This is a genomic window from Sphingomonas sp. SL1004, assembly GCF_057815015.1.
In genome coordinates this window covers 4,326,931-4,347,766 of record NZ_JBYMUX010000001.1, presented here as the reverse complement: position 1 = coordinate 4,347,766, position 20,836 = coordinate 4,326,931, and the positions used below count along the sequence as shown (strand labels likewise).

The window sequence follows — 20,836 nt, the reverse complement described above, 5'->3', positions numbered from 1 at the left end:
ATCGGGCGGCATGTAACATCCTCCACGCGTCGCTCCAGGAGACCTCCGATCGCTACCACCAACTCTCGCTTCGCGCTCTTCCGCGCCGCCGACGCGCGCGATTTCGAGGAAAGCGGCATCATGTCGCAGGGCATGCCGACCGAGATCGAGATGACCGGCGCGGTCGCTGCGATCGATGCCGGGATGCTCGAGGGTACGACGGTCAAGCTGCTGTTCGAGATGCCCGGCCTCAGCCTGACGCACGCCTGGTTCAAGAGCGGCTTTCCCCTGCCCCGCCACACGCACGACGTCGACTGCCTCTATTATATCGTCGCCGGTTCTCTTCGCGTCGGCACCGAGACGCTTGCGAAGGGCGATGGGTTCTTCGTCGGCGCCGACGTACCCTATCATTACGTACCGGGCGCGGACGGCGTGGAGGTGCTGGAGTTCCGCGGCTCGAACAGCTTCGACATCAAGCTGCTGGCGGACAATCCGGCGTTCTGGGAGAAGGCGGTGGGTACGGTGAATCGCAGTCGCGAGAACTGGGCGAACGAGCCGCCGCCGTCCGCGCTCGGCTAGTATCGATCATCTAATCTGCGCCCCCGACGCTACAGAGCCTCCTCCGAGGAGGCGCACCGTTGAGACCGTAGCGCGCCACCACCATGTTTCCCCGCGAAGGCGGGGACCCAGACTGGGCTCCCGCCTTCGCGGGAGAACAAGATGCGAGCAGGAGGCGCTATTGAGACAGCCTGCGCACCCGATGGTCTGCTCCTGCCACGACCCGGCTCCGGTGCCCTTATTCCGCGACCCGCATGTCGACAAACAACCGCGTCAGCCGCGACTCCATAATCCGCCACACACCGCCCACCCGCGCATAGCGCTCATGATAATGCCCCGCGGCGTCCAGCACGCGCCCGTTCGGCCAGGTCAGCCGATCCTTCATCGCCCAGACCGCCCGCGCGCCGTCGCCATCGATCTCGATCTCCGGCGAACGGACGTGATGCACCGTCACCGCCGGCTCCAGCGACGACCGGATATACGCCACCGCCGCATCGCGCCCGTCGAGCCGCGGTCCGCCCGATGCGGTCGCGTCGATCACCGCGTCCTCGGCGAACAGCGCAGCGAACCCTGTCCAATCTTTCGTGTCCAGCAATCGGCAATACCGCGCCTTCACATTCGCGATCGCCAGCCAGTCGTCGAACGCGATCTCCGTCAAAACCGGGGCCTTCGTCAAAACCGGAAGCCGCGCATCTGGTTGCCGCCGTCGCACAGGATCGTCTGGTTGTTGACGAAGCTGCCCTCGTCCGACGCGAGGAACACGCCGAGATTGGCGATATCCTGGGCGGTACCCTGCCGCTTGACCGACTGCATGCCCTTCAACCGCTCCCACGTATCGTCGGCGACACCGCCGCGCGCCGCCTCGGTCTGCATCAGTCCCGGCGCGATCCCGACGCAGCGTATCTCGTCCGCGCCGAACTGCATCGCCATAGCGTTCGTGAAGACGTTGAGCGCCGCCTTGGTGATCCCGTAGGCGGTCGCGGGCGTGTAGCTCGCCATCGAAGACTTGTTGATGATCAACCCCTTCGCCTTGGCGAGCGCGGGTCGCAGCGCCTCGGCGAGCAGGACCGGCCCAAGCGTGTTCACGGCGAAGAACTGTTGCCACTTCGCCATGCCGAGCCCGAAGAACCCGCGCTGGATCTCGCCCGCGTGCATCCCCGCATTGTTAATCAACACGTCGAGGCTGTCGTGCAGCGCCAGCACCTCGGCCGCAAACGCGAGGATATCCTCTTCGACGCCAAGATCGACCCGGTGGACAGATGCGCTGCCCCCCGCGCGCTCGACCAGCGCCTTGCTTTCATCGAGCCCGTCCAGCTTCAGATCGGCCAGCACCAGATGCGCACCCTCGCGCGCGAAAGCCTCGGCATAGGCGCGGCCGAGCCCGCCTGCCGAGCCCGTCACGAGCACGGTCTTGCCCGAGAATTTTCCCGTCATCATTGGTTCCTCACGCCGGCCGCTTGGCCAGTTCGACCTCGGCCTTCGCGGTTGCCAGCGTCGCGCCGGTCTGGTTCTGCATCTTCGTTTCGATCTGGACCATGTGGCGGCCGGCCGCATCGATGAAGACGTCGGTCACGGTCGCGGTCTGGATCGTGATGTCGCCAGTCAGCGCCGGGCTACGGTAATTGCACGCGCTATGCCGCACCATGCCCCATTCGCCCGCCCAGCCGGCGAGATAGTCGGTGATCCACGCGCCCATCGACGCGCCGTAGCCATAGCCGCGTGGCATGCCGATGAAGCGGGCCCAGCGCGGGAACAGATGACCGCGCGACGGCCCGATATAGGCGCCATCGGTGTTCTCGGGATTGATCGCTTCTTCGGTCGGGTCCTGCTCGGGCCCCGCCATCGGCCCGGTGAAGCCGAGTTCGGCCATGTTCAGGTCGGTGCGGCGATGCATGCTGCCCCATTGCGTGAAGGTGTAGCTGCGCCATTCGGTGGTGAAGCTGACGATCGAATGCGGCCCGAACACGCGTTCGGGCAGGACGTCGCCGACCTTCACCGTATCCCAATAGCGCGCACTGTGGCCGAGGTCATGGAGCATCTGGATCCAGGCGAACTTGCGTGTCTCCAGCGCCTCGAGTTCCTCGTCGCCCCAGACCGGATCGTCCTGGTTGTCCGTCGGGGTGTTCGCCTGCCCCGCCGCCTGGCTGTAGCGGATTGAGGTCGACCGCTGCTTGGCGATCAAGTCGCCGTGCTGGTTGTAGTAGAAATTGTCGCCGCGCTGGAAACAGGTCGGGCCACCGAACTTGGTCTCCTTGACGGTATAGTCGAACGGGATGCGCTCGTTCCACACCCGGTCGCCCGCGACGATGCGCGGACCGTAGAACCACCATTCGTCGCCGCCGAACAGCATGTGCGAATTGGGAATGAGGCCGATACAGGACGGCGCGGAGCCGTGGCCGTCGTCCATCGTCACCGGGAAGGATTGCGGCGCGACCAACTGGCCGAAGCGGCTCTGCATGCCGTACATCGCATCGTAATGCAGGCGGTTCGGGTAATGCATCGCCTGCACCCAGCGGCGGATATCGTTGTTCGCGAACGGATCGACCATCCGCGCCGGCTGCATCGGCTTGCCCAGATACGTATCGATATCGGACGTGTCGAGAATGGTGCTCATGGCCTGCTCCTGGGAGATCCGTGGATCGATCGTTGCGCCTGTTGTCCGGCGGCCCGGACAAAAGGCAAGGCGGCCACGGCACTCATCGCGGGAGCGTTCCGCAGGCATCGCGGGAGCGGTTTGGCGGTCTTCAGACAGGCCGCGAGAAGGTGATCCGCGCGATCCGCCAGCCGTCTTCGCCGTGCTGGAACACGTCGGCATAGCGACCGAGCACGAGAGATATCTCGCCGGTCTCACGGCGTCTCGACTGCGCCGTGACCACCCATTCGCCGGTCGCGCTATCGCCGTCGATATCGATGCGCGGCGAGTGGAGCATGTGGATCATCCAAACGCTCCCGCCCGCTATCGCGTCGCACAGGAAGTCGGTGATCGCGGCGGGTCCGTGCAGCAGCCCGTACCCGTAATCGCCAACGAAATCCGCGGTGAAGATATCGGCGAACATCGCCCGCGCCACCACGACGTCCTCTGCCGCAGTATCCGCGGCGCGGCAGTATCGCGCTTTCAGATTGGCGATCGCCAGCGCCTGATCGGCGCCATCGCTCACGCCAGCCGCTTGACGACCAGCGCCTTCAGGTCCGCCGTCTTGATCTTCGCGCTACCGGTCAGTTCCAGTTCGTGCTCGCCGAAGAACAGCACGCGGCGCGGCACCTTGTAGCTAGCGAGACTCTCCTTGGCGAAGCGACGCACGCCCTCCTCGTCGAGTGTCGCGCCGACATGCGGGACGATGCACGTCACGACCAGCTCGCCCAGCGTGTCGTGCGGCACGCCGACCGTCTGCGTTACCTTCACGCCGGGTAGCGCCTTCAGCACGGTATCGATCTCGATCGGCGAGACGTTGGCGCCGCCTGTCTTGATGATGTCGTTCAGCCGCCCCTCCCAGTGCAGCCGGCCTTGCACATCGAAATAACCGCCATCACCGGTTCGGAAAAATCCCTCGCCGTCGAGCGTCTCGTCGAGCGGCACGCCGATATAACCGAGCATCATCGTCGCGCCTTTGACCGCGAGTTCACCGCGTTCGCCACGCGGCACGACCGCGCCGGTCAGTGGATCGACGACCTTGAACACGTTGCCCGCCAGCGGATAGCCGTGCCCCACGCCCGCCTTAGCCTCCGGCGTACCCGAATCGTAAATCGCACTGATCGTGAAGGTCTCGGTATTGCCGTACGCCGACCACGGCTCCTGCCAGTCGGTGTCGATCGTCGGGTGATTCGCGAGCGCGACGTTGACGTAATGCAGGCTCGACAGGTCGACGTCCGCCCAGTTCGCAGCGCCTTCCAGTTGCGCATATTGGTGCGGCCAGGCGAACGCCATCGTCGCCCGCTCGCGCTCCATCAGCGCCAGCGCCTCCTCGGGCTGGAAAATCGCCTGGAGGATCAGGCTGCCACCGCTCGACAGCGCGCCGCCGATCGCCATCGCGAAATTGCCCGACCAGAAGAACCCGTTGGCGGACCAGGCGCGCGCATCCGGCCCCGCCTGCAGAAAGCGTTTCCAGCGCCATAGCTGCAACGTCGGGCCACGGTGTGCGCTGAGAATGCCCTTGGGCTTGGCGGTCGATCCCGACGAGAAGAACAGCACGCCCGGATCGGCCGGGGTGACGGTCGCCGCAGTCGCATCGACCAGCGCCTGCGCCACGCCATCGCCGCGCCCGAGGAACGCATCCCACGCCTCCACGGCACCACCGCCGTCGTCGCCGCCACCGATCGATACGATGTGGCGCAGGAACGGAAACCGCAGCGAGGCCAGCATACCAGGCGTCGCGGTCGCGATGTCCGGCTCCAGCGCGCCGATCGTCTCGACGAAATCCTTCTTGAGCACCGTGCGTTCGAGCAGCAGCACCGAACAGGCCGAGCTTTGCAGCAGGTGATCCAGTTCGGCCTGCGTCGAGAACGTACTGAGCGTCGCCGCCACCCCACCCGCCAATGCCGTACCGAACACCGCTGACAGGAATTCCGGCCGGTTCGTCATCAGCACGCCGACCCGCGTACCCTTCCCGACCCCGCACGCGATCAGTGCGCGGGCGACCGCGTTCGCACGCTCCCATAGGTCGTCATAAGACCAGCGGATCGTCACCTCGACGCCGTCCAGCCCAGCCTCGTGCAGCACCAGCGCTTCGCTCGAGCCGTACAGCGCGGTGACTTCGCGCAACCACCCGCCGAGCGTCAGCGCGCCGATGCCGGGCTCGTCCGCAAGCGGCGGCCCGGCGACGATCGAAGGGAGCGGTTCGGTCATGATGCGCCTGTCGTTTGGGTCAACGGTTCACGTCGACCAGCACGCGGCCGCGCACCTTACCGTCAATCAGGTCCGCCGCAGCCTGCACCGCGTCCGCGAGGCCGACTTCGGTAGCGATCGAGTCGAGCAGCGCCGGGTCGAGATCGTTCGCCAGCCGCTGCCACGCCGTCAGGCGCTTGGCCTTCGGCGCCATGACGCTGTCGATCCCGAGCAAGCTGACACCGCGCAGGATGAACGGCATCACCGACGACGGGAAATCCGCCCCCTGCGCAAGGCCGCACGCCGCGACGACGCCGCCATATTTGGTCGCAGCGACCGCGTTGGCGAGCGTGTTGCTGCCGACCGAGTCCACCACCGCCGCCCAGCGCTCCTTCTGGAACGGCTTGCCCGGTGCGCTGAGTTCCGCACGGTCGATGATCGACGTCGCGCCGAGTGTCTTCAGGTAATCGCCCTCGGACGCCTTGCCGGTCGCCGCGACAACGGTGAAGCCGAGCTTCGCCAACAACGCGACCGCGACGCTGCCGACGCCGCCGGTCGCGCCGGTCACCAGGACCTCGCCCTTGTCGGGCGTAACGCCCGCCGAAACCAGTGCCTCGACGCACAGCGCGGCGGTGTATCCCGCCGTCCCGATCGCCATCGCCTGCTTCGGCGTGAACGCAGACGGCAGCGACACCAGCCAATCGCCCTTCAACCGCGCGACCTGGCCGAGCCCGCCCCAATGCGTCTCGCCGACACCCCAGCCGTTGAGCACGACGGTGTCGCCAGCCTTCCAGTCGGCATGGCTGGACTCGCGGACGGTGCCGACAAGGTCGATTCCCGGCACCATAGGAAACTTGCGTACCACCGGGCCCTTGCCGGTGATCGCGAGGCCGTCCTTGTAGTTGAGCGTCGAGTAGGCGACGTCGATCGTGACGTCGCCCTCCGGCAGATTGGCTTCGTCGACCTGCGTGACGGCTACGGTCTGGCCGGCATCGGTCTTGTCGATCAGGATGGCTGAAAACATCGTCGCTCTCCGGAAGTGGCGACGCGACCATCGGGTGTTATCCGGACCGTCGCGTCGAGAAATGCTGCGACGCCATCCTCCAGACTATAGCCCGGTTTTGCCACCGAATTACTTGGCGGCCGGCGATTCATCGCCCACCCGTTACGCCGTGCGCGACGTCCGCTTCGACGTGCGTCGCCCCGCATCGTGGTCGGCATCGGACGCTGCGATCAGCGCCTCGATCTCCGGAAAGCACTCTGCGCGCATCGTGCCGTGCATCGACAGACGCAGACTTTCCTGTGCGAACCGTCGCGCGAGTTCGCGACGTTCGGCATCGGTCTTCTCATGCGTCTTGGTCCACACCGGCCACAGGAAATTGCCGGCGAGCATCAGCAACGAGAAGACGTCGCTGTCGATCCCCGGCTGGGCCATATCGGTCTGCGTGAACCGCCGCAGCGATCCGGCGTATTCGCGCCAGAACGGATCGTGCGCCGGTTCGTCGGACGCCAGCAGTTGCAGGAACCAGATGCGGCACAGCGCCGGATTGTCGACCGCGAAATCGGCAAGCGTAGTGGTCAGCGCGGTGATGTCGACATCCTCGACCCGGCGATCCTTCACGGTCGCCGGATCGCCGAATGCGGCATGGAACAGCTGGTCGGACACCGATTGCGTGGTCGCCGCGACGAGTTGTTCGCGTGTCGTGAAATGCTGGTAGGCCGTGCCGCGGTTGACCCCAGCGAGCGTCGCGACGGCGGATACGCTCATCCCGTCCGGGCCATCGCGCGCCAGCAATTCCCGTGCTGCCGACAGGATTACCTCACGCGTCGCAACCGGATCCCGGGGGCGACGTGTGCGGACGTTGGTCATACACATTCCCCCTCTTTGGCCCGGCCCCGCGTAAGCATGCCCGGTAGCCAAGTTCCTCGCTGGTCCAACGCCGTAGCGCATTTTTCGAGCTAGGACAGCAACACTGCGCAATACCGCATGGAAAAGCGAACGGCGGACGATTTCCAATCATCCGCCACCAGCCTTCATGTCGGCCTCGAACCTTGGCTCAGTGCGACCCGAACGAGAAGCGCGCGTTGAGACCGAATTCGCGAGGCGGGGTGGTCGTGATCCCCGTGTAGGTGCTCGTCGTTGTGACCGCCGCGGCAGAGCGGAACGTCGGGGGCTGAAGAACCTGATAGGTCGAGCTGAGAGGATCAGTCCGGCTGAGGACACGTACCGTGTCGAACAGGTTCTTGGCGAACAGGCTGATTTCCCAGTTGCCCTTCGGATCGCGGATACCGACGAACAGGTTGACCATCACATATTGCTTCACGTTGTCGTAGATGTTCGACGGATCGCTCTGTGACTTGCCGAAATAGCTCGCAAGACCGCGGATATAGGCATCGGTGCCGTCCGTAACTGGCGCGCCGTACTCCGTCTGCAAAGTGGCGCTCAGCGGCGGCTGGAACGATGACCGCTGGCTGACCGAACAAGAACTCAGGTTATTTGCCCCGACCCGACCGATCAGCTGCGCGACGCTTGGCGCGGTGATCGTAGCGTCGGGAATGCCGTCGCCGTTCAGGTCGTTACACGGGATCGTTCCGTTCTTGATCTTGCCCAACGCATAGCTGCCGACCAGATTGAACTTCAATCGGCTGCCGACGTCGTAGCCAATTTCGCCCTCGACGCCGTTGACCGTAACCGGCACCGCCGCGACGAAATTAAACTGGTTCACCTGCGGCACGATAGTCGCGACGCCGTTGGTCACCGTGCGGTTGTAGTTGACGTAATAGATGCCCGATTGGCCATTCACGCCCGGCGCGCGGTACACGAAATTGTCGAATTTCTGGTGGAAGGCGCTCGCGTTGAGGCGCAGCTTCCCATCCATCAAGGTGCTCTTGAAGCCGACTTCATAAGACTTAGAGGTCTCCGGCGGCAGGTTCAGGAACGATTGTTCGAGAGCCGATTGCTGTACGCTGAAATCACCGACGGCGTTGATGCCGGGACGATAGGAACTGCCGGTGCTGGCGTAGACCATCAGGTCGCGCGTGAAATTATGCTTTACCGACGCGCTGTAGATCAGCTTGTTGTCCTTGACCGACGGATCGGGAATGACGATCCCCGGCTGGAGCAACGAGCCCGAACTCTGGTAATCGATATAGCGCAAGCCGCCAGCGACTTCGGTCCGGTCGCCGATATGCGCCGTCAAATTGCCGAACACCGATTGTTCGTGAGTCTTGCCGCGGCGACCGACGGGAGTCTGCACCGTCGTTGCAAGGCTGCCACCAAGCGCCGCGGGAAGGAAAACCGGCGTGGAGATCAGCAGGTCCGTCGGCGAGCTGTTCTTGTTGTCGAACACTCCGAGCACGTAATCGAATGCGCCGAAGACGCGCTCCTCATTTTGCAGGCGCAGTTCGTGCGACGTCGACTTCACGTTGGTGCCCGAAAAATAATTGTAATCAAACCCCGGAAAGACGTTGCCGTAATCCTGGCCAAGGTTCGAATCGATCAGCTGCGTGTAATGCTGGAACTGATAGATCAACCGCTGGCCCGCAAGCGCCAGTTCGGCGCGGCCGTTGTAGATGTCGTATTTCTGATGGATCGTGCGCGGTGTTTCCTGATTACTGAGTCGATCTTCAGCACGGATCGTGAACGGGCTGGCGGCGGCCCCCGGGTTCACCTGATTGAACGATTCGACCTGATCGAACTGCCGCGATTTGCGATCTAGCCGCTGGAAGCTGCCTTCGAGCCGCAAGGCGTCGACCGGCGTCACCAGCACGCTGACGCGGCCGCTCTGCGTCTGAGTATAGGGATCGCGACCATCGATCCGTGGATTGACGGTCTTTACGCGATTGCCTTCGTCTTCGTTGATGAGTCCGGCAACTCGTATCGCAGCGATACCCTCGATGATCGGCACGCTGAGGCCGCCGTTGAAGTTAAGCGTTCCGATCGTGTTCCCGGTCAGGTTCGCATAGCCTCCCGCCTTGTAGAGGTCGGGTTTGCGTGTCGTGACCGTGATCGAGCCCGATGGCGAAGCACGACCGCGTAGCGTGCCCTGCGGCCCGCGCAGCACCTCGATCTGGCCGATGTCGTAAAGCTGCTGAAGCACCACACCCGCGGTTATCGGCGCATCGTTCTGATAAAACTCGACGGTCGGATTCTGGCCGCTGGCGTTGATGTCGAAGTTGACGCCGCGAAGCTGCGCGTTGCCGCCGGTACCGTTCGAATTGCTGCTCAGGCTCAACCCCGGGACGATCGTCGAGACTTCCTGGAAGTCGCGGAGGTTGAGCTTGGCGACTTCCGCCGCGGTGACCGCATTGACCACCGCCGGAACGTCCTGGATGCTTTCCTCACGCCGACGCGCGGTAACGATGATGTCGCTGTCGGGCGACAGCGCCTGTGCGGCCGCAGGCGCTGCAGCCTGCGGGACCGGTGCGGTCGCAACGGTCGTTGGAGGTGCTGCCGGGTCGACAGACGATGCCGTGGCTGGAGCGGCTGCGGTACCGGCCTGCGCCATCACCGACGCCGGCATGGCCAGCGCGATGAGGCTGACACCGATCAAGGTATTCGTCGAAAGTGTCCTCACGATACGATCCTCCCCAAGCGCGGCCTGCACGTCATCGCTTCTTGCGATGGCATTACGGATCGCGTGAATAATCTACGATACCCTTATGGCTGAATTTGCCCGGCCGATAAGGTCTTACGACTTTAGCAACCGTATATATCGCCATCACGATTTGCCGAAGTTACACCGCGGCCTACTTAGTCGGTTTCAGTTTCAAATCAGAACTTGGCGCCAAGCGAGACACCCCATGTCCGAGGGGAATTCCACACGGCACCGATCCCAAGCGTGTTGAACAATACCTGGTTTCGGTATCGCTTGTCGGTTAGGTTGTCACCGAACACTGCAAGCGTGAAGCGGTCCGACGGATCAACCCATTGCACGCGCAACGCAGCGACTTCGTAGCCTTTCTGCTTATACTGTTTCGACGCGTCGAAATAGAAACTCGACGTGTAATAGAGATTGCCCGACAGGCTGAACTTCCCGCCCACGAGCGCAGTGTGATAGGTCGCGCCGACATTGCCGGTGAAATCCGGCGCACGCTGCATCTGGTAGCCGCTGGAGTCGTTGGTAGTCTGCGTGATCGAGCCCGCGCCGATCGCACCACACACCAGCGACGGAACCGCGCCGGTCGGGTCGCAATAGCTGTAGAACGGCGCTTGCGTGAAATTGCGGTAGCGCGCGTGGGTGTAGGCGCCGCCGATCGTCAGATCGAACGCGCTGGTCAGCTTGTAGCGCGCAGAGGATTCGATTCCGCCGATCCGCGAGCTCGCCGCGTTGGTGATCAGCGCGAGCCCGCTCTGGAAGCTCGACACCTGCAAATTCTTGTAGAAATAATAATAGGCGGCGATGTCGAACGACAGGCGGCGGTCGTCATATTTGTACCCGACCTCGAACGCGTCGATGCCCTCGGGCTTTATCGGTACGGCGGAAGCACCGCCGACGTTAAGGATGCCTGCCTTGTACCCACGGCTGAACGACGCATAGACGCTCGACACGTCGCTCGGCTTGTAGCGCAGAACCGCGCGCGGGGTGACGCGGTTGGTCTTGTAGTCGGGAACGTCGAACCGGACCTGCGTCACGGGAATCAGAAAATACGCGTCGCCGACGACGTCGTGGCCGTAGCGGACGCCCGCGGTCAGGAAGAGCTTGGGCGACAGCTCGTAGGTCGCGTCGACGAACGCGGCATAGGATTTTGTCGTCGTGCTCGATCCGCCGAACGGCATGTACGGCGGCGGACCGAACGCCGCGTTGACGAAATAGGTGTCGCGGTTGCGGAAATAATACAGCCCCGCGGTCCATTGCAGCGCCCCGCCCGGCTTCGACGTAAACAGGAATTCCTGCGTGAAGGTGCGGTTGCCGATGCCGAGGTTGATGTTGAACAGCGGGATCGCGGTCGCATCCAGATCCTGGAGATTGACCGCGTCGTCCTTGCGCACCTGTGTGTACGAGGTGAGGTCGGCGAACCCGAGATCGGCCTTGATCGTACCCTGGAATGCGTCCGTCTTGTTGGTGAACCGCGTCGGTGTCGACGGCACGTTGATGACGTCGCCCGGCCGCGTCGTATAAGTCGATGGCGGCGCGAACGCATAGACTAGCGCGCGGCCGGTGCTGTCATTGGTACCGTAGGCCGCGGTCGGCACACGGCTGTAGAACCCCGATCCGCCGTTCGGATCGACATAGGCGTTGGTCAGCAGCAGCGTCGGATCGTCGGTCTTCGAATGCGTATAGCGCAACAGTACCGAGATGCCGTCAGTGACATCGACCTTGATCCCGGTGCGGACCGACCAATTCTCGTACTTGCCGACCTTGTCGTCGTCGTTCGCGATATTGCGGAAATAGCCATCGCCCTTGCGCAGCAATCCCTCGACGTCGACCGCGATGCGATCGCTCAGCCCGACCGTCGCATAGCCCTGATAGGTCTGCGCGTTGAACCGGCCATAGGTCGCCTTGAACTCGGCAGCCGGCTTGGTGCTCGGCTCGGCGGTGGTGACGAGGATCGCGCCGCCCGTCGTGTTGCGCCCGAACAACGTGCCCTGCGGTCCTTTGAGCACCTGGATGCTGCGCGTCTTGGTCAGGTCGAACGCGGTCGCCTCCGGATTGGCGACATAGAAGCCGTCGACGTAGATGCCGACATTGGGACCGCCCCCGGACGTCGTGACGGCGGTGCCGACGCCGCGGATGGTCGGCTGCGAAAAGCTGCCCGAGCTGTCGAAGCGGAGCGCCGGCGTAACGCGTGCGACATCCGAAAGCTGGTTGATGTTGGCGGTCGCGAGCTGCGCCTCGCTGATGCTGGTGATCGAGATCGGCACGTCGCGCGAGCGTTCCTCGCGGCGCTGTGCGGTGACGATGATCTCGCCTTCGATCGGCGTGTCGGCGGTCGGTTCAGGCGATATCGCGGGCGCCGTCTGGGCGACCGCCGCATCCGCGATCACCAGCATGGTCGCCAATACGGCAACCGACGCGATGCTTCGAGCAGCCGAAACCCTCACCCACGTTCTCCCCGCCGCGTTTTATGTTTTCCGGGTCCAATTCCCCGCGATGGAAGTAGACACCCGTGTCTATTAAGCGGTGGGGGTGACCATGTAACGCGATATCCGCGTGGCGGACGCCTTGCCTATTGGATATCGTGGCAGCGATAGAAATGCCGTCCGCCGCTCTTCGGTCCGCCGTGGCCTACCGTCAGGCCGGGCCGAAGCGGAACACGCACAGCTTGTTGCCGTCGAGATCGCGGAAATATGCGCCGTAGAAGCCATCGGGATCGTCGCCGCGCACGCCGGGCGCGCCTTCGTCCTTGCCGCCGAGTTCGAGGGCCTTGGCATGGACCGCATCGACATCGGCGCGGTTCGCCACCATGAAGCCGCCCTGCGTCCCGTTGCCGACCGTCGCCTCGCCCTCGAACGGCAGGCCGATTAACAGCATCGCGCCATCCGTGCCCTTGTACGCGATCATGTTCGGCCGATCATACGCAATGTTCGCGCCTACCATCGCTGCGATCGGATCGTAGAAGCTGCGCGCCCGCGCCACGTCGCGCGTCCCGAACCGTGCTACCGTCAACATCATTGGTCTCCTTAATTGCCGAGCAACGCATGCGCCGCGACGACAGCGGGGCGCAACCGCTCAATCGGTGGCTCGCCGGCAGTGGCACGCGCGAACATCGGCACTTCGAGGCCGATGGCGATGGTCTCGGGCAGCACCGCGATGAGTTCGGCGAGTGGCAGTTCCCCCTCCCCCGGCGCGCGCCGTTCGAAACTTGCCTCGCGGAAATAGTCGGGCTCGGTCGCGACCAGCGGCACGTCGCACAGTTGCGCATAGCCGATCAGCGCCGGGTCGAGCGCGGCAAGCTGCGCACACGTCCCGCCCGAGCGAAACAGGTGCATCGCATCCACCAACACGCGGAAGTTCGGCCGGTCGATCCGCCCGACGAGCGAAACCGCCGCGCCGAGCGTACCGATCGCCAGGCCCGGCGCGAACTCGATCGTCGCGTTCATCCCCCGCGCCGCCGCCATGTCCGCCAACGCCGCGAACTGGTCGTCGGACCGCGACGCATCCGGCTCCATACCCACACCGCCTAGGCATTCCGCACCGAGTTCCGCCATCAGGTCGAACTCCTTCGCACGGTCGCGCATGTCGACACCCGGCCGTATTGCGAAGCCTTCCCCAAGCGAAATAGTCACCCCCCGCTCGCGCATCGCGGCGATCGCCGCGCGCCGCAACGCAGCATCCTCTCGCAACGACCACGCCGCATAGCCATGCGGGTTGAACGGCGCCGGGCCGAGCCCGCTCGAGATATGACCGCATCCGAGATCCGCCGCCAGATGCACGTGCGCGACCGGATCGAGCCCGAATACGCTCAGCAACTCGATCCCCAGCCGGCTCATGACCTGTACTGTGTCATCGTCCGCCCATCCCGGCCCAGCGATCGGGCACCATCCACACATATTCGGTATAATGCCCGAGCCACGACCGCGTGTCGGTATAGGCGAATTGCAGCAGCCCCGCCGTGCCGCCCTTCAGCACGACCGGGAACGGCTGTGCCTCGATCTGCGTGATCGCCGCATCCCAATCGTCGACCCGGTGGCAGACATGGTGGAACGCCAGCGCGTCACCCGCCGGCAACGCGTCGCGGTAAATTGCGAGCACGTCGCCCTCGATCGGCTGGATCAGCTCGTAGTTCAGGTCCTCGACCCACACGAAGGCGAGCTTTTGCACGCCCCGCCCCTCGCCCTGCGGTGTCCAGACCTGGACCGGCGTCTCGATCTCGATGATCGTCCGCACGTCGGCGTGGAGCTTGAAGCCGGCGACCGCCTTGTCGACGTCGCGCGTGACATAGGCGTTCTGGTAATGGCGACCGATGCTCACCGATCATCCCTCCCGCGCGACGTCGTATTGCGACAGATAGCGGTCGAACTTCGGTGCCAACGATTCAACCGACAGGCCGTACTGATCGAGCGCATATTCGTGCTTGCCGAACTTGCCCTGCGGGTTCTCGTCGAGCCAAGCCTGCATCGCCGCCTCCGCCTCGGGGGTCAGGGTGTCGCCCAGGTCGGCGTAGAGCTTGCGGATCGTCGCCATCGGATCGCGCATGACGTCGGCATAATGCACGTCGACGATCCGGTCGTGGCCCAGCCGTTCGCGCGTGTCCATGATCCGGTCGAGATGCAGCTGCGCCTGGTACGGGCAATCCTCGCCCAGCCACTCATAATCGACCTTCCCCGTATAGCCCCGGTGCGCCATCGACAGGATGCTGCAGAACGAGCTGGTCGCGGTAAACGGATCGCGGTGCGCCCAGACCAGTTGCGCATCCGGATAGGTCTCGAGCAGCGTATCGAGCCACAGCGCGTGGCTCGGCATCTTGAGGCTCCACGCACCCGGCGCATCCGCCTGCAACAGCTGGAGGAAGCGCTTGTGATAGGTGTAGACGGACGTCATGTCGGTCTGGAACAGCCAGTCGCGATACGCTTTCAGCTTGCCGCGCGACTCCAACGCCAGCCCCTTGAAGTCGTGAATCATGAAGAACATGCATTCGTTCGGATACACCGCCGAATTGCGATAATACTTCCCCATCTCGGGCCGCGCGGCGAGCATCGCCTTTTCCTGCTCCAGCTTGGCGATCGCGCGCGGATCGGTCTTCAGCGTCGCGGTCGTCGGCGGCGGCACCGGCTGTTCGATCTCCCACGTCAGCGCGGAGCGTCGCGCCGGATCGCACGCGAGCAGATTGCTCAGCAGCGTCGTACCGGTCCGCGGCATGCCGAACACGAACAACGGCCGCTCGACCGGTCGGGTCAGTAGTTCGGGGCGCTTGGCGAGATAGTCGGTGGTCTTCAGCCGATCGACCAGCGACTGGACCAGCCCGCCGCGCATCCGTTCGATCAAAGGCTCGGGGTGGTCATAGGAATTATAGTCCGCGAGCAGGACATCGAGCCCTTCGCGATAGGAAGTGGAATCGAACCGGTCGAGCCCGGTCGTCGTCATGGCCTGTTCGATAAGCGCGTCGGAAACGAGCATCTGGCTCACAGCATTCTCTCCCAATGTCATATTTTGCCGGCATCATGCGCAGTGCTTCCCGTTGCGCCAATGCCGTTCGATGTAGCGATCCGGCCGAGATATCCAGATCCGGCCACAACGCCGGGGCGTCATGCTGCGCAGCATCGCGCCCGCGATCCCGCCACCGAAACACCCTCGATGAATTGCTCCAGACCATGTTTGGCAGGACGATAGGCCGATAACGGGCGGGGCGATTGGGAGAGTATCGATGGCATTACGCGTGGCAGTCGTGACCGGCGCAAGCTCGGGGATCGGCAAGGAAACCGCCAGGACGCTCGCGACGCGCGGGTGGCATGTCATCGCGCTCGGCCGCGATCCCGCGCGTACCGCTGCGGCCGAAGCGGAGATCCGCGCGGCATCGAACGGCGGCAGAGTCGACATGATCCGCGCCGACCTCTCGCGGATGGCGGAGGCGACGCGCGCGGCGGACGGGATCGCCGCGCTCACGCCCCGCATCGACGTGCTGATCAACAACGCCGGCGGGATGGCGAACCGCATGGTCGTCACGCCTGAGGGCCTCGAGGAGAATTTCGCGGGCAATCACCTCGGCCCCTTCCTGCTCACCAACCGCCTGCTGCCGTTGTTGCGCACAGCGGCACGCGATGCGCCCGCGGGCAGCGTTCGAATCGTCAACACCTCGTCTGACGGCGGCGAGATGATCCCCGGCCTGCACTGGGACGATCTACAATTGTTCGACGCGTTCCTCGCCGGTCGCGCCTATTGCCAGGGCAAGCTCGCCAACGTGATGCACGCGCGCGGCTTGGCGTCGCGATTGGCGGACGACGGCATCGTCGTCCAATCGCTGCATCCGGGTACGGTCGATACCAACTTCATCACCCACGCCGATGCGACGACGCAGGCGCACATCCGCACGCGTCCGACGATGAGCCCGGAGGCCGGTGCCGACGCGCTGATCTGGCTCGCCACCGCCGACGACCCCGGACGATCGACCGGTGGCTATTACCATCAGCGTACGCAGATGCCCCCCAACCCGTTCGCGCTGGACGACGCGAACGTGGAACGCTTGTGGCGGGAGAGCGAACGACTGATCGCCTTGGCGGAGGGCTGACAGCGCAATCTTATCCTCCCCCGCCAGGGGGAGGTGGCGCCGAAGGCGACGGAGGGGGAGGACACGCGACCGATGTGTCGTTTACCGCCTCCTCCGTCTGGCAAGCGCAAGCCACCTCCCCTTGGCGGGGGAGTATTGAACGGTAGGTTTTGCCCCTACTCCCGCCCCCGCAAATGCCGCTGGCGGAACCGCAACGGCGTCACCCCGGTCGCGCGACCGAACGCGTAGGAAAAGCTCGACGGCGACGCGAAGCCCAGCGCGAACGCGATCGACTTGATGCTGTCGTCGGAGGCCAGTGCGCGCTTGGCCATCTCGATCCGGGTCTGCGCGATATGGTCGCCGATCGTGAACCCGCGGCTCGATCGAAACCCGCGCGTAAGCTGGCGGATCGAGACCGAGCACAAATCTGCCAGTTCGCCCAGCGACGGCGTCGACCCACTCCGATGCAACCGCTCGTCGATCAATCGCAACCGCCACGACGCGAGCCCACCGGTGATCGGGCTCTCCGAGATTGCCTCCAGATAGCGCGCCAGTTCGATCGCCAATTGCCCGGCGATCATCGCCGCCAGTTCCGCGCTGCCGGTACCGCCATGCCGCATCTCCTCGGCAAGCCGCGACAGGCACGATCGGATATACGGGTGGACGATATCTAGCCCGCCCTCCAGCCGGCGATCGGTCCATTCGAGCGGTGTCTCGAGCCAGTGATCGACCGAGTCGGCGTGGATCTCGCACGCGATCGACGCCTGGTTGTCGCCCGCGTCGGTGCGGACGTGCAGCGCCTCGCCGGGCGGCACGAGGAAGATCTCGCCCAGCCGCTCGAACCGGTGCGGCCCCCACCGCTCCGAATAGCAGCCGCGTGCCTTTTCAGGACGCGGCGTCAGGCACAGGTCGAGCCAGTAATGCGCGCCGCGGCGGAAGACGTGGTTGGTCGGCTGGTCGTTCGAAAACCGCATGATCCGCGCCATCCCGCGCGGAATCGGCAACTCCGCCTCGAATGCGGACTGCGTATAGGTATCCGTCTCCATTGCCCGTTCTCCCGCGCAGCATGAGATCCTACCGCGCAGCATCGCCGCGTCGACCTTTGGCTGTTTAGCGACATATTGGCCGGCCGTCGACAGGCAGGTCGATTGCGGGATCGCGCACGATACCCGCACATTGGCCGCAAGGACCAGCCCGGGCAAACCAGGGCGTGGCAGGAGGATGTGATGGCGAACACTCTTTTCGACTGCACAGGCAAGGTAACGCTCGTCACAGGAGGCAACAGCGGCATCGGCCTGGGCTTTGCGCTCGGCGTTGCGAAGATGGGCGGCGACGTGGCGATCTGGGCACGCAACGCCGACAAGAACGCCGCCGCCAAGGCGCAACTCGAAGACGCCGGCACGGGCCGTGTCGAAACCTATCAGGTCGACGTGTCTTCCGAAGACGAGATCGTCGCCGGCTATGCCAAACTGCTCGCCGACTTCGGACGGATCGACTGCGTCTTCGCCAATTCCGGCCGTTCGTCCAAATCGCGATCGGTGCTCACGCTTGACTCGGCCGAGTGGCATGATCTGCTCGCGGTCAACCTCCACGGCGCGTTCTTCACCCTGCGCGAAGGGGCGAAAGCGATGGTCGCGCGCGCCGAAGCCGGCGAACCCGGTGGCAGCCTCGTCTATTGCGGCAGCCTGTCGATGTTCCACGGCATTCCCGGCATCAACAACTACGCCGCGTCGAAGGGCGGGATGGGCGCCGCGGTGCGCGGGATGGCCGCCGAGCTCGGCAAATACGAAATCCGCGCCAACACGATCGCGCCAGGCTACACCAAGACCAGCATCGGCAGCGACGCCGATCACAGCCCGGAGATGCAGGCGCGGATCGTGGCGGTCGACGCGCATTTCTCCGCCAAGACGCCGATCCGTCGCCCCGGCACGATCGAGGATTTCGAGGGCATCGGCGCCTATCTCGCCAGCGACGCCTCGCGCTTCCACAGCGGCGATACGATCGTAATCGACGGCGGCAGCGCCATCTATCCGCCTTACGCCTTCTGATCGGGGACACGGCATGCGCCGCCTGACCATCCATCACATAGACGACGTCCGGCTCGATCCCTACGAGCGTCCCGAACACGGTCCGAAGGACGTCGTCGTCCGGATGAAGGCCTGCGGGATCTGCGGCAGCGACCTTTCGTACATCAAGAATGGCGGCATCCCCGTGGCCGGCACGATGACCGCGCTCGGCCATGAGGGCGCGGGCGAGGTGATGCACGTCGGCGACGAGGTCGAAGGCCTGACCATCGGCCAGGCGGTCATCGTCAACCCGATGAACACGCCGAGCTTCATCGGCAGTGGCGGCCCCGAGGGTGCGTTCACCGAGGAGTTGCTGGTTCGCGAAGGCCAACTCGGTCACAGCCTGCTGCCGATCCCCGAGGGCATTCCCTACGACGTCGCGGCGATGTGCGAACCGCTCGCGGTCGCGCTCCACGGTATCAATCGAGCCGAGGTTACCGCGGGCAGCAAGCTTGTGATCTTCGGCTGCGGCCCGATCGGCCTTGGCATGGTGATGTGGGCGGTGGATCGCGGCTGCGACGTGATCGCGGTCGATCTCGCCGACGAACGGCTCGCGCGCGCACGCGACCTCGGTGCGCGGACGATCAATCCGGCACGCGAGGATCTCGTCGCGCAGGTCAAAGCCTATCACGGCGCGGAACTATATTTCGGCCGCGAGCGCGCAAGCACCGACGCCTATATCGACGCCGCCGGTGCGCCTTCGATCCTCGGCGACGTCGTGCGGATGGCGAAGCGTCACGCGCGCCACGTCATCACCGCCGCCTATCTGAAGCCGATCGAACTGCCCGCCGGCCCGATGCTGACCAGCGAGATGACGATCACCACCGCGGTCGGTTACCCCACCGAATTCCCCGACGTGATCGCCGCGATGCCGCGGTTGGAGGAAAAAATCGCCGCGATGATCAGCCACAGCCTCCCATTCGACGCGGTACTCGACGGCCTGAAGATCGCCGCGACGCCCGCCTCGGCAAAAGTGATGATCTATTTCGAAGGAGCCGGTTCATGAGCGAAAAGCAGACACCGCTGGGCGCGCTGGTAATGGCCGGTGCCGGCCAGACCGACGCCGAGGCGATCACCGACAGCATCTTTATGGTGAAGGACATATCGAGCGCCTATCTCGTCACGACGAAGGACGGCGACCTGCTCGTCAACACCGGCTTCATCGGCAACGGCGAACGCAACAAGACGCTGTTCGCGCCGCATCGCACCGGCCCGCTCACGCGGATCATCTTAACGCAGAGCCATGCCGACCACTACGGCGCGCTCCCCGAACAGCGCGAGGACGGCACGCAGGTCATCGCCGGCGCCGGCTTCACCGAGACCGCCGAGTATTTCGACAAGCTCGCCCCGTTCCTCGGGCGCCGCTCGGGCAAATTATGGGCATCGATGACGCGCCGCAACGCCCCCCCGCCCATCCCACCCAAGATCGTGCCCGACATCGAAGTGACCGACGTCGAAGCCTTCGAACAGGGCGGTCGCAAATTCGAGGTCCACAAGACTCCTGGCGGCGAGACGCTGTGCGCCGTCTTCGTCTGGCTGCCGGAGGAACGGACGATCTTCACCGGCAACCTGTTCGGCCCGGTGTGGCGCGCGATGCCCAACCTCGTGACGATCCGCGGCGACCGTCCGCGTCTCATCCGCGCCTATCTCAAGTCGCTCGACGCGGTGCGCGCGCTGGAGCCTGAACTGGTCGTGACAGGCCACGGCGAACCGATCCGCGGTGCGGCGAAAATTCGCGCCGACCTGGATGCGATGCGCGCCGCGGTCACCCATATCGAACGCGAGACGATCGCCGGCATGAACGCGGGCAAGACCGTCCACCAGCTGATGCAGGACATCACCCTGCCGGCAGACGGCCAGATCGGTGAATTCCACGGCAAGACGTCATGGGTCGTACGCGCGATCTGGGAGGAAAATGCCGGCTGGTTCCATTATGAGGACGGCACGACCGGCCTGTACGGCGTGCCCCGCACCGCGGTCGACGCCGATCTCGCGGAACTCGCCGGCGCCTCGGCCCTGGTCGCGCGTGCGAAGGCGCACGTCGCAGCGGGAAAGCCGCTCGAGGCGCTCCATCTCGTCGACATCGCGCTGTCCGCCGAGCCGGCCGATGCGAATGCGCTCAGGGTGAAGAAGGCGGCGCTCGAATGCCTCGCCGCGACGTCCGCAGGCTCGAACCTCAGCGAAACGATGTGGCTGAAGGCGGAGATCGCCGACGCCGACGCCCGCATCACTTCGGAGCCCGCAGCGGGATAGCGCACGCTTC

General features: G+C 64.7%; 19 protein-coding genes. 5 read left to right on the top strand and 14 right to left on the bottom strand.

The genetic code is table 11. The annotated features are described in order from the left end of the window. The first annotated feature begins 120 nt into the window (after nt 1-120). Nucleotides 121-558, top strand: a complete 438-nt coding sequence (locus AC3D24_RS20025) for a cupin domain-containing protein (protein ID WP_489032822.1) — start codon at nt 121-123, stop codon at nt 556-558. 217 nt (nt 559-775) lie between these two features. Here AC3D24_RS20025 and AC3D24_RS20020 read toward each other — a convergent pair whose 3' ends face one another. The 13 genes from AC3D24_RS20020 to AC3D24_RS19960 form a co-directional block, all read right to left on the bottom strand. Continuing rightward, complete coding sequence (locus tag AC3D24_RS20020) at nt 776-1,195, bottom strand: nuclear transport factor 2 family protein (RefSeq protein ID WP_489032821.1); 420 nt, start codon at nt 1,193-1,195, stop codon at nt 776-778. Nucleotides 1,196-1,209: 14 nt separating this feature from the next. Next, nucleotides 1,210-1,971, bottom strand: coding sequence for an SDR family NAD(P)-dependent oxidoreductase (locus AC3D24_RS20015; protein ID WP_489032819.1), 762 nt, complete (start codon nt 1,969-1,971; stop codon nt 1,210-1,212). A gap of 10 nt (nt 1,972-1,981) precedes the next feature. After that, on the bottom strand, nt 1,982-3,151 hold the full coding sequence (locus AC3D24_RS20010; RefSeq protein WP_489032818.1) for an FAS1-like dehydratase domain-containing protein: 1,170 nt from the start codon (nt 3,149-3,151) through the stop codon (nt 1,982-1,984). 130 nt (nt 3,152-3,281) lie between these two features. After that, nucleotides 3,282-3,695: a nuclear transport factor 2 family protein gene (locus AC3D24_RS20005; protein WP_489032817.1), complete on the bottom strand. Its 414-nt coding sequence runs from the start codon at nt 3,693-3,695 to the stop codon at nt 3,282-3,284. Beyond that, on the bottom strand, nt 3,692-5,380 hold the full coding sequence (locus tag AC3D24_RS20000) for a class I adenylate-forming enzyme family protein (RefSeq protein WP_489032815.1): 1,689 nt from the start codon (nt 5,378-5,380) through the stop codon (nt 3,692-3,694). The genes AC3D24_RS20005 and AC3D24_RS20000 overlap by 4 nt, the downstream gene beginning before the upstream one ends. 19 nt (nt 5,381-5,399) lie before the next feature. Then, nucleotides 5,400-6,383, bottom strand: coding sequence for an acrylyl-CoA reductase (NADPH) (gene acuI, locus AC3D24_RS19995; RefSeq protein WP_489032813.1), 984 nt, complete (start codon nt 6,381-6,383; stop codon nt 5,400-5,402). Between the two features lie 141 nt (nt 6,384-6,524). Next, nucleotides 6,525-7,229 (bottom strand): TetR/AcrR family transcriptional regulator, encoded by a 705-nt coding sequence (locus AC3D24_RS19990; RefSeq protein WP_093400210.1) that lies wholly within the window; start codon nt 7,227-7,229, stop codon nt 6,525-6,527. Nucleotides 7,230-7,416: 187 nt separating this feature from the next. Continuing rightward, the gene (locus tag AC3D24_RS19985) at nt 7,417-9,936 is read right to left on the bottom strand and encodes a TonB-dependent receptor (protein ID WP_489032811.1); all 2,520 of its coding nucleotides are present in this window, start codon (nt 9,934-9,936) and stop codon (nt 7,417-7,419) included. A gap of 197 nt (nt 9,937-10,133) precedes the next feature. Beyond that, the gene (locus tag AC3D24_RS19980; RefSeq protein ID WP_489032809.1) at nt 10,134-12,404 is read right to left on the bottom strand and encodes a TonB-dependent receptor; all 2,271 of its coding nucleotides are present in this window, start codon (nt 12,402-12,404) and stop codon (nt 10,134-10,136) included. 190 nt (nt 12,405-12,594) lie between these two features. Continuing rightward, a complete protein-coding gene (locus tag AC3D24_RS19975; RefSeq protein ID WP_489032808.1) occupies nt 12,595-12,972 on the bottom strand; it encodes a VOC family protein in 378 nt (125 codons plus the stop codon). An 11-nt stretch (nt 12,973-12,983) separates the two neighbouring features. Further along, entirely contained in the window at nt 12,984-13,793 is an 810-nt protein-coding gene (locus AC3D24_RS19970) for a sugar phosphate isomerase/epimerase family protein (RefSeq protein ID WP_489032806.1), read from the bottom strand. A 13-nt stretch (nt 13,794-13,806) separates the two neighbouring features. After that, on the bottom strand, nt 13,807-14,274 hold the full coding sequence (locus tag AC3D24_RS19965; protein ID WP_489032805.1) for a VOC family protein: 468 nt from the start codon (nt 14,272-14,274) through the stop codon (nt 13,807-13,809). Nucleotides 14,275-14,277: 3 nt separating this feature from the next. After that, entirely contained in the window at nt 14,278-15,420 is a 1,143-nt protein-coding gene (locus tag AC3D24_RS19960; RefSeq protein ID WP_489033257.1) for a sulfotransferase family protein, read from the bottom strand. 247 nt (nt 15,421-15,667) lie between these two features. On the opposite strand from AC3D24_RS19960, the gene AC3D24_RS19955 reads away from it, so the two are divergent. Continuing rightward, nucleotides 15,668-16,528, top strand: coding sequence for an SDR family NAD(P)-dependent oxidoreductase (locus AC3D24_RS19955; RefSeq protein WP_489032804.1), 861 nt, complete (start codon nt 15,668-15,670; stop codon nt 16,526-16,528). 155 nt (nt 16,529-16,683) lie between these two features. Here AC3D24_RS19955 and AC3D24_RS19950 read toward each other — a convergent pair whose 3' ends face one another. Then, nucleotides 16,684-17,553, bottom strand: a complete 870-nt coding sequence (locus AC3D24_RS19950) for a helix-turn-helix transcriptional regulator (RefSeq protein WP_489032803.1) — start codon at nt 17,551-17,553, stop codon at nt 16,684-16,686. Nucleotides 17,554-17,733: 180 nt separating this feature from the next. Here AC3D24_RS19950 and AC3D24_RS19945 point away from each other — a divergent pair, with 180 nt between their 5' ends. The 3 genes from AC3D24_RS19945 to AC3D24_RS19935 are packed head-to-tail and all read left to right on the top strand — an operon-like array spanning nt 17,734 to nt 20,826. After that, entirely contained in the window at nt 17,734-18,555 is an 822-nt protein-coding gene (locus AC3D24_RS19945) for an SDR family NAD(P)-dependent oxidoreductase (RefSeq protein ID WP_489032802.1), read from the top strand. Nucleotides 18,556-18,568: 13 nt separating this feature from the next. After that, nucleotides 18,569-19,579, top strand: a complete 1,011-nt coding sequence (locus tag AC3D24_RS19940) for a zinc-dependent alcohol dehydrogenase (protein ID WP_489032800.1) — start codon at nt 18,569-18,571, stop codon at nt 19,577-19,579. Further along, on the top strand, nt 19,576-20,826 hold the full coding sequence (locus AC3D24_RS19935) for an MBL fold metallo-hydrolase (protein WP_489032798.1): 1,251 nt from the start codon (nt 19,576-19,578) through the stop codon (nt 20,824-20,826). Before AC3D24_RS19940 ends, AC3D24_RS19935 begins: the two co-directional genes overlap by 4 nt. The last annotated feature ends 10 nt before the right edge of the window (nt 20,827-20,836 follow it).